14 protein-coding genes and 1 pseudogene are annotated in these 12,185 nt (G+C 61.9%); 13 read left to right on the plus strand and 2 right to left on the minus strand.

What is annotated here, in order from left to right; all coding sequences use genetic code 11:
- The first annotated feature begins 12 nt into the window (after window positions 1–12).
- The 8 genes and pseudogenes from BG841_RS11880 (at window position 13) to BG841_RS11915 (ending at window position 7,531) form a co-directional block, all read left to right on the plus strand.
- Window positions 13–2,127, plus strand: a complete 2,115-nt coding sequence (locus BG841_RS11880; protein ID WP_070057859.1) for a chemotaxis protein CheA — start codon at window positions 13–15, stop codon at window positions 2,125–2,127.
- Window positions 2,128–2,165: 38 nt separating this feature from the next.
- On the plus strand, window positions 2,166–3,296 hold the full coding sequence (locus BG841_RS11885; protein WP_070057860.1) for a protein-glutamate methylesterase/protein-glutamine glutaminase: 1,131 nt from the start codon (window positions 2,166–2,168) through the stop codon (window positions 3,294–3,296).
- Window positions 3,296–4,037 (plus strand): annotated as a pseudogene (locus tag BG841_RS11890) (flagellar motor protein). The gene BG841_RS11885 and the pseudogene BG841_RS11890 overlap by 1 nt, the downstream one beginning before the upstream one ends.
- Entirely contained in the window at window positions 4,034–4,819 is a 786-nt protein-coding gene (motD, locus tag BG841_RS11895; RefSeq protein WP_070057861.1) for a flagellar motor protein MotD, read from the plus strand. Before BG841_RS11890 ends, motD begins: the two are co-directional and overlap by 4 nt.
- A gap of 88 nt (window positions 4,820–4,907) precedes the next feature.
- Window positions 4,908–5,699 carry a ParA family protein gene (locus BG841_RS11900; RefSeq protein ID WP_070057862.1) on the plus strand — a complete coding sequence of 264 codons (792 nt, stop codon included), beginning with the start codon at window positions 4,908–4,910 and terminating at the stop codon, window positions 5,697–5,699.
- The gene (locus tag BG841_RS11905) at window positions 5,696–6,436 is read left to right on the plus strand and encodes a chemotaxis protein CheW (protein ID WP_083260254.1); all 741 of its coding nucleotides are present in this window, start codon (window positions 5,696–5,698) and stop codon (window positions 6,434–6,436) included. Before BG841_RS11900 ends, BG841_RS11905 begins: the two co-directional genes overlap by 4 nt.
- 140 nt (window positions 6,437–6,576) lie before the next feature.
- Window positions 6,577–7,065, plus strand: coding sequence for a chemotaxis protein CheW (locus BG841_RS11910; RefSeq protein ID WP_070057863.1), 489 nt, complete (start codon window positions 6,577–6,579; stop codon window positions 7,063–7,065).
- 73 nt (window positions 7,066–7,138) lie between these two features.
- Window positions 7,139–7,531 carry a DUF2802 domain-containing protein gene (locus tag BG841_RS11915; RefSeq protein WP_070057864.1) on the plus strand — a complete coding sequence of 131 codons (393 nt, stop codon included), beginning with the start codon at window positions 7,139–7,141 and terminating at the stop codon, window positions 7,529–7,531.
- 11 nt (window positions 7,532–7,542) lie between these two features.
- Here the strand turns inward: BG841_RS11915 and BG841_RS11920 are convergent, their stop codons facing one another.
- Together BG841_RS11920 and BG841_RS11925 are read right to left on the minus strand one after the other, a co-directional pair.
- Entirely contained in the window at window positions 7,543–7,821 is a 279-nt protein-coding gene (locus BG841_RS11920; RefSeq protein ID WP_070057865.1) for an EscU/YscU/HrcU family type III secretion system export apparatus switch protein, read from the minus strand.
- Complete coding sequence (locus tag BG841_RS11925; protein ID WP_083260255.1) at window positions 7,818–9,146, minus strand: flagellar hook-length control protein FliK; 1,329 nt, start codon at window positions 9,144–9,146, stop codon at window positions 7,818–7,820. The genes BG841_RS11920 and BG841_RS11925 overlap by 4 nt, the downstream gene beginning before the upstream one ends.
- A gap of 164 nt (window positions 9,147–9,310) precedes the next feature.
- On the opposite strand from BG841_RS11925, the gene ccmA reads away from it, so the two are divergent.
- The 5 genes from ccmA to ccmE are packed head-to-tail and all read left to right on the plus strand — an operon-like array spanning window position 9,311 to window position 12,173.
- Window positions 9,311–9,946, plus strand: a complete 636-nt coding sequence (gene ccmA / locus BG841_RS11930; protein WP_070057866.1) for a cytochrome c biogenesis heme-transporting ATPase CcmA — start codon at window positions 9,311–9,313, stop codon at window positions 9,944–9,946.
- On the plus strand, window positions 9,943–10,659 hold the full coding sequence (gene ccmB / locus BG841_RS11935) for a heme exporter protein CcmB (protein ID WP_070057867.1): 717 nt from the start codon (window positions 9,943–9,945) through the stop codon (window positions 10,657–10,659). The genes ccmA and ccmB overlap by 4 nt, the downstream gene beginning before the upstream one ends.
- A gap of 24 nt (window positions 10,660–10,683) precedes the next feature.
- Complete coding sequence (locus tag BG841_RS11940) at window positions 10,684–11,427, plus strand: heme ABC transporter permease (RefSeq protein ID WP_070058807.1); 744 nt, start codon at window positions 10,684–10,686, stop codon at window positions 11,425–11,427.
- A 5-nt stretch (window positions 11,428–11,432) separates the two neighbouring features.
- The gene (gene ccmD / locus BG841_RS11945; protein ID WP_070057868.1) at window positions 11,433–11,687 is read left to right on the plus strand and encodes a heme exporter protein CcmD; all 255 of its coding nucleotides are present in this window, start codon (window positions 11,433–11,435) and stop codon (window positions 11,685–11,687) included.
- Window positions 11,688–11,705: 18 nt separating this feature from the next.
- Window positions 11,706–12,173, plus strand: coding sequence for a cytochrome c maturation protein CcmE (gene ccmE / locus BG841_RS11950; RefSeq protein ID WP_070058808.1), 468 nt, complete (start codon window positions 11,706–11,708; stop codon window positions 12,171–12,173).
- Window positions 12,174–12,185 lie beyond the last annotated feature (12 nt).

Raw genomic sequence — 12,185 nt, forward strand, 5'->3', positions numbered from 1 at the left:
TGAGGATGTGGCATGGCCTTTGATGCGGATGACGAAATCCTGCAGGACTTTCTGGTTGAAGCCGGCGAGATCCTGGAGAAACTTTCGGAACAGCTGGTTGAACTGGAGCAGAACCCGGACGACAGCGAACTTCTCAACGCAATTTTCCGCGGTTTTCATACCGTCAAGGGCGGTGCAGGCTTTTTGCAGCTGGATGCCCTGGTGGATTGCCTCCATTCTGCGGAGAATGTGTTTGATATCCTCCGAAACCACAAACGCCGTGTCGATGCCGAGTTGATGGACGTGGTGCTGGAAACCCACGACCACATCATTGCCATATTCGAGCAACTGCGACGACAGGAGGCGCTGACGCCGGCACCCGTCGAGTTGATTGCCGCGCTGGATGCGTTTGCGATACCCGCATCCGCCGAGGTCGCGGATGCGGCCACTGCCGGGCAGCCCGTTGTTGAGAACCCCGGGAATGGCGATATTACCGACGACGAATTCGAGCGTTTGCTGGATGCGTTGACGGAAGACGCACCCGCAGCACCGGTATCGGGTCAGGTGCCGTCCGACGACTCAGGCACCGGCGGCGATGACATCACCGACGACGAATTCGAGGCGCTCCTGGACCAGCTGCACGGGGAAGGGCAGTTCAAGGGGGCGGTGGCGACAGCCGGAGACACCGTCGGGGACGATGCCATCACCGACGACGAGTTCGAAGCGCTGCTGGACGAGCTGCACGGAGCAGGGCAGTTCAAGGGGGCGGTGTCGGCGGAGCCCGGATCTGCCGCCGCTGACGACGCCATGAGCGACGCTGAATTCAACAGCCTGCTGGATGAACTGCATGGCCAAGGTACCGGCCCGACGGCGGCGGGGCCTTCGTCTGCGCCCCCGGAGCACGCCAGCTCACAGGCGGACGCCGCGCCGGTGACGGCGGCGGTCGCCTCTCAGAAAACGGCGCCGGCACGGGATACCGCACCGGCTGCGGAAACCACCGTCCGGGTGGATACCCGACGCCTCGACGATATCATGAACATGGTCGGTGAGCTGGTTTTGGTGCGCAACCGGTTGCAGCGCCTGGGGGGCGAGAGCGGGGATGAGCACATGCAGCAAGCGGTCTCCAATCTGGACGTGGTGACCACCGACCTGCAGGCGGCGGTCATGCACACCCGGATGCAGCCGATCAGAAAGGTGTTCGGCCGCTTTCCACGGGTGGTGCGGGATCTGGCGCGAAGTCTGAACAAAGAAGTCAGCCTGGTGATGCACGGCGAAGATACCGATCTGGACAAGAATCTGGTTGAGGCGCTGGCAGATCCGCTGGTTCACCTGGTGCGCAACGCGGTGGACCACGGCGTCGAGATGCCGGACGCGCGCGAGCAAGCCGGCAAGCCCCGGGTGGGCACCGTGACCCTGACGGCCGAGCAGGAGGGCGATCACATTCTGCTGACCATTGCGGACGACGGTGCCGGTATGGATGCGAATAAATTGCGTCGGTTGGCCGTTGAGAGAGGTCTGTACGACCAGGAAGCCGCCGACCGCCTGACTGAATCTGACTGTTTCAACCTGATTTTTGCGGCAGGTTTTTCCACCAAAACCGAGGTTTCGGACGTATCCGGCCGTGGGGTCGGCATGGACGTGGTAAAAACCAAAATCAACCAGCTGAACGGCATTCTCAATGTTGAGTCCAAGCTGGGCGAAGGCTCACGGATTGTCATCAAAGTGCCGCTGACCCTGGCCATCATGCCCACCTTGATGGTCATGCTGGGCGATCAGTCCTTTGCCTTGCCCCTGGTGAACGTGGTGGAGATTTTTCATCTTGATCTCACCAAGAAGAACATTGTGGATGGCCGCGAATGCATAGTGGTGCGTGACAAGGTGTTTCCGCTTTTCCATATCAAACGCTGGCTGGTCAAAGGGGCAACGGGTGAGTCGTCACCGGTGAACGGTCACGTGGTCATTGTTGCCCTGGGCACCCAGCACGTAGGGTTTGTGGTAGATCAGTTGATCGGCCAGGAAGAGGTGGTGATCAAACCCCTGGGGCGCGGACTGATGGGCACCCCGGGGGTCGCCGGCGCCACCATTACCGGTGACGGGCGCGTTGCACTGATTGTCGATGTGGCCAGCCTCTTGCAACATTACGGCTGACGCCGCGCGGACTGATAATTCGTTTAAGGGAAAGGACGATGGCAGTGTCTGTTCTGGTCGTTGATGACTCAGGCTTCTTTCGCAAGCGACTGACCGAAGTCCTCAATGCCTCCGATAAAATCAAGGTGGTGGGTGCTGCCCGTAACGGCAGGGAAGGGGTGGAACTGGCGGAACAGTTGCGCCCTGATGTCATCACTATGGACTACGAGATGCCGGTCATGGACGGCATCACGGCGGTTCGGGAAATCATGAAGCGCCGGCCGGTCCCGGTGCTGATGTTCTCCTCCCTGACCTACGAAGGCGCCCGGGTCACCCTCGACGCGCTGGAGGCGGGGGCGGTCGACTTCTTGCCGAAAAACTTTGAAGAAATCGCCGGGAATTCCAGTCAGCTCCAGAAAATCCTCATTGACCGCATCCTGGATGTGGCGCGCAGCCGCCCCGGTCAGCGCCTGGCGGCCGCGCCCCGCCCGGTAACGCCGACGCCCGTCGCCCCGGTGCGCCCTGCGGTGCGGGCGCCCCGCCGGGAGACCAGCGCAGAGGCCGCGGATGCTGTGCCCGGAACGCCAGTAAGGACCGCGGCCCGTAAGGTCGCCTCCCGCCGCTACCGTGCGGTGGGGATTGGCACCTCCACCGGCGGCCCCATCGCCCTGCAGCGGGTGCTGTCCGGTTTGCCCGCAAACTTCCCGGCGCCGCTGCTTTTGGTGCAGCACATGCCCGCCAGTTTCACCCCGGCGTTTGCAGAGCGCCTCAACAAGTTGTGTCGGATTGACGTCCGACAGGCGGAAGATGGCGATCTGCTCGAACCCGGCCTGGCATTGCTGGCCCCCGGTGGCAAGCAGATGATGGTCGAGCAGCGCGGCGGGCGGGGGCGGGTGCGGATCCTGTCCGGGGATGATCGGCTGAACTACAAGCCCAGTGTTGACCTCACCTTTGGCTCGCTGGCCCGCAGCTTCCCGGGGGAAACCCTGGGCATTGTGCTCACCGGCATGGGAGCGGACGGCCGGGAAGGCTGTCGGCTGATGAAACAGTCCGGTTCGGTGGTCTGGTCGCAGGATGAGCAGTCGTCGGTCATTTACGGCATGCCCATGGCGGTTGCCAAGGCGGGCCTGAGTGACGAGGTGTTGTCGCTGGAGGAGTTCGGACCGCGGCTGCTGGATGGCGTGCACTGATGGATATACTCAGCCTGCTGGGGGATGGTGCTCGCCTTTGCCGCGATTCTGGGGGGCAACCTGCTGGAAGGGGGTGCCCTGGCTTCACTGTTCAACGGCCCTGCCGCGTTGATTGTTATCGGCGGTACGCTGGCCGCCACCGTCTTGCAGACGTCCTGGCCCGTGTTACGCCGTGCCGTGGTGCAAGCGCGCTGGGTGTTTGTCCCGCCTTACCTGGATCTGGAAGACGGCATCGGCAAGGTGGTCGACTGGAGTGTCAAAGCCCGCAAGCAGGGGCTGTTGGGGCTGGAAGGGCTGGCGGAACTCGAGCCCGAGCGGTTCGCCCGCAAAGGGCTGCAGTTGCTGGTGGACGGCGCGGAAACAGATACCATCCGCAGCATTCTGGAGGTGGATCTGAGTGCGCGGGAACAGCGGGATCTGGATTCCGCCCGGGTGTTTGACGCTATGGGCGGCTACTCGCCGACGATCGGGATTATCGGCGCGGTCATGGGGTTGATTCAGGTGATGACCAATCTGGAGGACCCGGCCGCATTGGGCAGCGGCATCGCCACCGCTTTTGTGGCCACCATCTACGGTGTGGCTCTGGCGAACCTGTTGTTTTTTCCGGTCGGCAACAAGTTGCGCAGCATCGCCCGGGAACGTTCCCTGTACGAGGACATGATGGTTGACGGCATAGTGGCCATTGCGGAGGGGGAAAACCCCCGCGCCATTGAAATGCGTCTGCGCGGGTTTTTGCCATGAGTCGCAGACGGCGATGGCAAGAAGAGCCCCCTAACCAAGAGCGGTGGCTGATTTCCTACGCCGACTTTATCACCCTCTTGTTCGCTTTTTTTGTGGTCATGTACTCGGTGTCATCGGTGAATGAAGGTAAGTACAAGGTGCTGTCGGATTCGTTGACCGGGGTGTTCAACGCCCCTCAGCGCGCCATCACTCCGGTACAGGCCGACGGCACACCGCCTGGTTCCAATGCGCTTCCCGCGGGGACGGAGTTGGTGTCACTGCCGGTGGCCCGCCCCGGGCAGAGCCCGGTAACGGATCGGCACAACGGCGCAGAGGCCATGCGGGCCATGGCGGACGCCCTGGCGGCGGAATTTGGTGAGCTGATTCAGCAAGGCGTCGCCACCCTGGAAATCAGCGACGACTGGCTGGAGCTGGGGTTGCGGGGCAGTTTGTTGTTTGCCAGCGGTGACGCCGAACCCCATTACGACGCCTTCGAGGTGGTCAAACGCATTGCCAGGGTTTTGCGGGGGCGGGAACACGCCATCCGGGTGGAAGGTTTTACCGATAATCAGCCCATTCACACCGGCAGATACCCGTCCAACTGGGAGCTTTCCAGTGCCCGGGCAGCGGCCGTGGTGCGAATGCTCGCCATGGACGGGGTAGCGCCTGATCGCATGGCCGCCATCGGTTACGGCGAGTTCCAGCCGGTCGCCGGCAACGACACCGTTGAAGGCCGCAGCCGCAATCGGCGGGTGGTGGTGCTGATTTCCCGTGAGGCCGGCATCCGCGGGGCGGTACGCTAACCCCGGCGAACCCTTAAAGTTATGTCCGGCCGTGCCGTTAACCCGGCATAACCGGTAACCGTTATGGATATTCCTTGGAGAACACGACGTGCGAATCTGGGCTGTAGCCAATCAGAAAGGGGGGGTGGGTAAAACGACCTCTGTCGTGACCCTCGGGGGGTTGCTGGCCGAGCGCGGGCACCGGGTGCTGGTGGTCGATCTGGATCCCCATGGCTCGCTGACCAGCTGGTTTGGGTATGACCCGGACAGCATCAGCAACAGTAGTTTCAATCTGTTCCAGCACCAGGGCAAGGTGCCGGCGGATTTGCCCGCCCAGCTGGTGACCAGCACCGGTTGCGCCAATTTGTCCCTGCTACCCGCCAATACTGCGCTTGCCACCCTGGAGCGGAGAATGGTGGGCGTGGAAGGCATGGGGCTGATCGTCTCCCGCGCGTTGGCGCAGCTCTGGGATGACTATGATTACGTGCTGCTGGATAACACGCCGTCTTTGGGCGTGCTGATGGTCAATGCGCTGGCCGCCGCCCGTCATTTGGTGATTCCGGTGCAGACGGAATTTCTGGCGATTAAGGGCCTGGAACGCATGTTGCACACCCTGCAGATGGTGATGCGCTCACAAAAAAACGTCCTGCCCCACACAGTGGTGCCCACCCTGTTTGACCGGCGCACCCAGGCTTCCGTCAAAAGCCTGAACCAGTTGCGCAAGGACTACCCGAACACGCTCAGTCGCTTTGCGGTGCCCGTTGATACCAAGTTCCGCGACGCCAGTCAGGCGGGGGTGGTACCGTCGGCGCTGGACAGCACCACCCACGGCGTGCGGGCCTACCGGCACCTGCTGGATGAATTGCTGGCCGAGAGTCACTCGGGAGCGGAGGCGCAATGACCGGCGTCGATAAATTGACAGCCCGGGACCGCGGACCGGTTGCCGGCCTGGTGGACGAGTCTTTTGAGCCGGCCGATGCACTGAGCAGCTATCTGGACGACTTGTTGAAAACCGCCACCCAGGAAGCGGCGCAAGAAGATCGGGTGCTGGCGGAGGAGGTGCCGGTGGTGGCGCCCGCACCTGTCACGGCGCTGCCGATACCGGCAGCGGCGGAGCCCGCAGCGTTGCCGGAGTCGACTGGTCGGCCAGACATACACGAACCAGCGGATCAGCCCGAGTGGGCCGGACGCCCGTTTGAATGCCTGATTTTCAAGGTGGCCGGGCTGCAGTTGGCGGTGCCTCTGGTGCTGCTGGGAGCCATCCAGCGTCTGGACGATGCGGTCACCCCATTGCCCGGCAGCCCCGCATGGTACATGGGCATGCTGCCGGGGGCGGACCGCAATATCCGCGTGGTCGATACCGCACAGTGGGTGATGGCCGGCCGCGTGCCGGCAGATGCGCGCGCCGATTACCGGTTCGTGATCCGCCTGAACGACAGTGAGTGGGGGCTCGCCTGTGACCAGGTTGCGCAATCTTTCACCCTGCGCCCCGAACAGGTCAAATGGCGTACCGCCCGCAGCAAGCGACCCTGGCTGGCGGGTACGGTGACCAGCCACATGTGTGCGCTCATCGATGTAGGGGCCATGGCGTCCTTGCTGAGCCGGGCTGAGCGGGAGCAGCACCTGAGCCTGGAGTAGCGGCTTGCTTACACCCGGCATGTGGTTGCAGTCAGACCACGCTGGCACGGTTTGTGCTCCTGTTTGATGCGGGGGCAACGAAGATGTTTTTTTGACGATCAGGTTGCCACCCTGGTGACCTGCCGAGGAGATACAGCAATATGACATCCGCAATCGGACAACAGAGTCAGGATTTGAGCGATCGCGTACTGCAGTACGTAACCTTCCGTCTGGATGAGGAAACCTACGGCATCAATGTGATGCAGATCCAGGAGGTGTTGCGTTACAGCGAGATAGCGCCGGTACCGGGGGCTCCGGAATACGTGCTCGGCATCATTAACCTGCGGGGCAATGTGGTCACGGTGATTGATACGCGCACCCGGTTTGGTCTTGCCGAAGCCAGCATTACCGATGCGTCCCGCATCGTGGTCATGGAGTCGGCGGATCAGGTGATGGGGATTCTGGTCGATTCGGTTGCGGAAGTGATGTATCTCAAGGCCAGCGAAATTGAAACTGCACCGAACGTGGGTAACGAAGAAAGCGCGAAGTTTATCCAGGGCGTGTGCAACAAGGATGGCGAACTCATCATTCTGGTTGAGTTCGACAAAATGCTGTCAGAGCACGAATGGGATGAGATCGCGGCGCTGTAACACGGCCAATAGCTGGAATCAGTTGCCCGACAGTCACCCAGGCGTGGAATCTTGAACCGGAGGAGTGGCCATTATGTTGGCACCATGGGCAACCCATTTACCTTTACTGCTTGCCGCCGGGGTCGGCGCGCTTTTGCTGGTGCACATTGTGGTGTCCCGTCGCCGCATCCTGGCGCTGGAGGCGCAGCTCAAACAGCGCTGTGATCTGCTGGGGCGGGAACTGCATGCCAACGTCAGTGGCAACGTTGGCATGGGGCACCGAATCGTTGACTGTGAGCGTCAGCTGCATGAGTTGCGTCGGACGCTGGAGGAAATGCGCCAGAATGATCCGCTGCGGGTGACCTACGATGAAGCGTCACGATTGGTCGAACTCGGCGCGGATATTGACGATCTGATGAACACCTGTGGCATTTCACGCCCGGAAGCCGAGTTGGTCTCTGCGCTGAAACGCAAACAGGTTGCCTGAGCGGCGACCGATCAGACCGGATCGTCCGGTGTTTTGCCCTGCAAATGAAAGGCAAAGGCCAGAATTTCGGCGATCACCTGATACAGGGTTTCAGGAATCTCGTCGTGCAGGGCGAGGCGGGACAGCAGGCCAGCCAGTTCCGGGTTCTCATACAGGGGCACGCCGTGTTGCCGGGCAATCCGGACGATTTCGTCGGCCAGTTCGAAGGTGCCCGTGGCGCTGATGGTTGGCGCGGTCTGGCCCCCGTAAGTGAGTGCCACCGCCGCCGGGGCCCTGGATTGTGTGCTCATGCTTTGGTGTCCACCATTCGTTGTTCCAGTTGGGTGCGTCGGTTGTGCGGGCTACCCTGTTTACAGTCCACCTCTCCCACCTCCAGACCAAGCGCACCAAGCCCCTGACGCAACGCCGGTAACCCGTCGTGGATGCGTCTGAGGGTCGCCGGCCGCTCCGCCCACACCCGGGCAGACACCGATTCCTGTCGAAGTCTCACCTCGAAATGCAGCGGGCCGGTATGGTCCGGTTCCAGGGCCAGGTTCAGGTACCACTCGGTCACTGTGGCGCGGGCTGCGGACGTCTGCGGTCCGCGGTGGTCCTGGTGCTCAATGCGGATCTGTGCCAGCTTCGGTTCCCCCAGAGGGGACAGCCAGGGCAAATCGAATAGCCAGGTGGCTTGGGCGGGGCCGTCACTGCTTCCACGGGTACTCAGAATCTGGCTGTGTAACTGATTGACGGTGAGCCGGTTCAGCACGCCCGCCATCAGTTTGAGCAGTTGCCCTGCAGTGGGGGGCGGGTGTGAGGCCATCGGCGCGGGCGCTGGCAGGGTGTTGGGAAATTGCAGGGGGGCCTGGACCAGCTCGTGGCTGGCCAGGGGCGTGAGGCGGTTGAACTCTGTCGGGGGCGCCTGCTGGCTGGCAAGCAACGCGGTGATAATACGCCCTATGGCGAACTTGGTGTCCGTGGTTGCTGTCTCGGGTGTGCGCACCAGCTGCGACTCGGCGAACAACCCGCTGCCCTTCAGCCATTGTTTAATCAGCCCCGATCGGGTCCCCGTATTGCCCGCCTCGGACGTCAACTCCGTGCTGCCGGGCACCAGGGCCAGCAACCCCTGAATTGCTTGCCGAACCTCGACGGGCAAAGCTTGTGGTGGCGTGCCCGGCGCCGACGTTGGCGTTCTGACCCCCTGATCCACAGCGGCGAGCAGCTGGGCCAGCGCAGTGTCCGGCCGGTGCTGCCAGGCTAATCTTTGGGCCAGCGCCTGTGCCACTTGCTGGTGGCTGGTTGCGGCCAGCTTGCCAATCAGCTGCAGCTCATTGTGGGAACGCATCAGTCTGACCAGATCACCGGCTTCAAGGGCGGTGTCGCCAAGCGCGGCCTGCACCCTGAGACTGCGCCCCTGAATATCCAGAGTGAGCTGTTCCGGCAAGCCCTTGCGGGTGACCAACACCTCGGTAACCCGGGCCGTTACCGTCTGCTGGTGCACCAGGTCAAGCTGGTCCAGCTGCCGGCGGGCGACCGCCAGCAGCTCGGCATTGGCTGCCGGCGGGGCCGCACTGCGCGTACCGCGTTCCGTATGAAGCCCGGCAGGCGGGGGTGGCTGTGTGTCCGGTAGTTTCATGGTGTCGAATCGATGTCAGAAAAGAGTAATCTTGTCGCGCTTTCGTTATACTGTGCCGCGCTGGAAAACGTGTTGTCCAGCCGGCCCGGTCCAGACGGGGCTGTCTGCTGTGTTGTCAATTTCTGGTCTGCTGGTGTGGTCAGACCGCATGCTTTGAGGCGCTGATGTCCAAGCCGCTATTACAGGCGACCAATCTACAATGTGAACGTGACGGACGGGTTCTGTTTGATGACCTGTCCCTGACCATAATGCCCGCGACCCTGACCCGTGTCGAGGGTCCGAATGGCGCGGGAAAAACCACACTGTTGCGAATATTGGCCGGGCTCAACGAAAACTACAGCGGCGAGGTGCACTGGCTGGGCGCCCCCAGAGCCGCACAGCGGGAAATGTTTCAGCGCAATCTGTTGTACATCGGCCACCGGACGGGTATTAAAGCCGCCTTGACCGCACAGGAAAACCTGGCCGCGCTGATGGCGGGCCGTCACGCCGTGTCGGCTGCCACGCTGCGTGCCGCCCTGGCGGGAACCGGGTTGGCGGGCTACGAGGACGTCCCCTGCAGCCAGTTGTCGGCGGGCCAGCAGCGGCGCGTGGCCCTGGCCCGACTGTTGATCTCGGACGAGCCCCTGTGGATTCTGGATGAAGCGTTTACCGCGCTGGATACCCATGGCGTCGCGGCGCTGGAACGGTTACTGAGCGATCATGCCCAGCGAGGCGGTGCCGTGGTGGTGACCACTCACCACGATCTGGAGGTGCCCGGCATGCAGAGAATCCGGCTGGTTCCGGACAAGGTGGCTGTATGACCGCAAAGTTGCAGGCTGCAACCACCGTACCCGTGGGGGTGGTGGCTGCCATGGGCGGGGTGGTGCGGCGGGATTTGCAGGCCAGTTTCCGCCAACCGCAGGATTTATTGAACCCGCTGCTGTTTTTTATGATGGTGGTGACCCTGTTTCCCCTCGGGGTCAGTCCGGAGGAATCTTTTTTGCGCCAGTCCGGCAGCGGGATTCTCTGGGTGGCGGCGCTGTTGTCGACGCTGCTGTCGCTGGATCACCTGTTCCGTCATGATTTTGACAACGGTACCCTGGAACAACTGGTGCTGCAGCCACAGCCACTCTACTTGCTGGTGCTGGCGAAGACTCTGGCCCATTGGCTGGTGACCGGCTTGCCACTGGTGCTGCTCGCCCCGGTGCTGGCGGTGATGCTGCACCTTGAGGGGAACTCCATAGCGATATTATGTCTAACGTTGCTGATCGGCACACCGGTGTTGAGTTTTATCGGTTCGGTAGGTGCGGCGCTGACTCTGGGACTGAGGTCGGGCGGTGTATTGTTATCGCTGCTCATCATTCCTCTGTACATCCCGGTGCTGATTTTTGGTACCGGCACCGTAGCGGCGGCCGCCGGAGGTGCCTCGGTGGGGGCCTATCTGGCACTCATGGGGGCATTTCTGGTGCTGTCGGTTACCTTGGCGCCGTTTGCGTCAGCGGCCGCGTTGCGCATCAGTCTGTCGAACAGTTAAGAAGAGGGTAGTGGCCTCATGTCCATGTGGCGATGGTTTCATAAATTCGGTTCCCCGAAATGGTTTTTTGACATAGCCTCCCGGCTGATCCCCTGGCTGCTGGGCACGGGCCTGGTCCTGTTGCTGACCGGGCTGGTCTGGGGGCTGGCCTTTGCACCCCAGGATTATCTGCAGGGCAACAGCTACCGCATTATTTTCATTCACGTTCCCAGTGCGTTTCTGGCCCAGTCGGTGTATCTGATGATGGCGTCGGCGGCGGTGGTCACGTTGGTGTGGAAAATGAAACTGGCGGATGTGTTCGTGCAGACCATGGCACCGGTTGGCGCGCTGTTGACGTTCCTGGCCCTGTTTACCGGCGCCGTGTGGGGCAAGCCGACCTGGGGCACCTGGTGGGTGTGGGACGCACGCCTGACCTCCATGCTGATACTGCTGTTTCTGTATTGCGGCGTAATCGTTCTCGGACGGGCCATTGCCGACGAAAAGTCGTCGGCGCGGGCGGTTGCCGTGCTGGTACTGGTCGGGGTCGTGAACATTCCGATCATCAAGTATTCCGTTGACTGGTGGAACACCCTGCACCAACCGGCCACCTTTACGTTGACGAAACGTCCCAGCATGCCGGTGGAAATGTGGGCGCCATTGTTGCTGTCGGTTGTCGGGTTGTATTTGTTGTTTGGCTGGCTGACCTGTGTGCGCATGCAAACCGGGATTCTGGTGCGTGAACACCGCACCAGTTGGGTCCGAGCACTGGTCAGGTCTCAAGGGGTTTAAAGGTTATGCAGTTTGACTCGTTCGCGGCCTTTCTGTTTATGGAAGGGCATGGGCCCTATGTATGGACCTGTTACGCCGTGTTCACCCTGGCCCTGGTGGGGTTGGCGTGGTGGTCGCTGAAGCAACGCACTGCGGTCATTCGCCAGCAGTACCATGCCCAGCTGCGCGCCGAGCGCCGGCAGGCCAGCGCTGACGCTCACACGGCAACCGACGGGAGCGGAACTCCCGCCGCAAGCTTTTCACGCATTCATCCATCTTGACGCAGAGTGATTTTTTACATGCATCCGGTACGAAAAAAACGGTTAACCATCATCCTTTTTCTGGTCGCAGGACTGGGGCTGGCCGTGGGACTGGCCACCTATGCGTTTCGACAGAATATCAATCTGTTTTACGATCCCAGCCAGATAGCCTCCGGTGAGGCACCCCATGACGTGCGCATACGGGCGGGGGGCATGGTGGAAGACGGCTCGGTGAGCCGGGATGAAGACAGCTTGCTGGTGCGCTTCCGGGTCACCGATTTCAGCTCGTCCGTGGCCATGGAATACGAAGGCATATTGCCGGATCTGTTTGCCGAAGGGCAGGGCATAGTGGCCATGGGGCGGCTGCGCGCCGACGGCACCTTTGTGGCGGATCAGGTACTGGCCAAGCACGACGAGAACTATATGCCACCGGAAGTGCACGAGGCGATCCAGCGTGCCGAAGCCAAAAAAGCGGCGGCCGCCACCACATCCAGCGCGGGCTACTGAGCGCAGCCACGA

The organism is Marinobacter sp. X15-166B, assembly GCF_001752365.1.
Taxonomy (GTDB): Bacteria; Pseudomonadota; Gammaproteobacteria; order Pseudomonadales; family Oleiphilaceae; genus Marinobacter.

Excerpts from the sequence above, each read along its gene's own strand:
- BG841_RS11880 (WP_070057859.1), top strand. The coding sequence starts at position 13 with ATGGCCTTTGATGCGGATGACGAAATCCTGCAGGACTTTCTGGTTGAA.
- BG841_RS11885 (WP_070057860.1), top strand. The coding sequence starts at position 2,166 with ATGGCAGTGTCTGTTCTGGTCGTTGATGACTCAGGCTTCTTTCGCAAG.
- motD (WP_070057861.1), top strand. The coding sequence starts at position 4,034 with ATGAGTCGCAGACGGCGATGGCAAGAAGAGCCCCCTAACCAAGAGCGG.
- BG841_RS11905 (WP_083260254.1), top strand. The coding sequence starts at position 5,696 with ATGACCGGCGTCGATAAATTGACAGCCCGGGACCGCGGACCGGTTGCC.
- BG841_RS11910 (WP_070057863.1), top strand. The coding sequence starts at position 6,577 with ATGACATCCGCAATCGGACAACAGAGTCAGGATTTGAGCGATCGCGTA.
- BG841_RS11915 (WP_070057864.1), top strand. The coding sequence starts at position 7,139 with ATGTTGGCACCATGGGCAACCCATTTACCTTTACTGCTTGCCGCCGGG.
- BG841_RS11920 (WP_070057865.1), bottom strand. The coding sequence starts at position 7,821 with ATGAGCACACAATCCAGGGCCCCGGCGGCGGTGGCACTCACTTACGGG.
- BG841_RS11925 (WP_083260255.1), bottom strand. The coding sequence starts at position 9,146 with ATGAAACTACCGGACACACAGCCACCCCCGCCTGCCGGGCTTCATACG.
- ccmA (WP_070057866.1), top strand. The coding sequence starts at position 9,311 with ATGTCCAAGCCGCTATTACAGGCGACCAATCTACAATGTGAACGTGAC.
- ccmB (WP_070057867.1), top strand. The coding sequence starts at position 9,943 with ATGACCGCAAAGTTGCAGGCTGCAACCACCGTACCCGTGGGGGTGGTG.
- BG841_RS11940 (WP_070058807.1), top strand. The coding sequence starts at position 10,684 with ATGTGGCGATGGTTTCATAAATTCGGTTCCCCGAAATGGTTTTTTGAC.
- ccmD (WP_070057868.1), top strand. The coding sequence starts at position 11,433 with ATGCAGTTTGACTCGTTCGCGGCCTTTCTGTTTATGGAAGGGCATGGG.
- ccmE (WP_070058808.1), top strand. The coding sequence starts at position 11,706 with ATGCATCCGGTACGAAAAAAACGGTTAACCATCATCCTTTTTCTGGTC.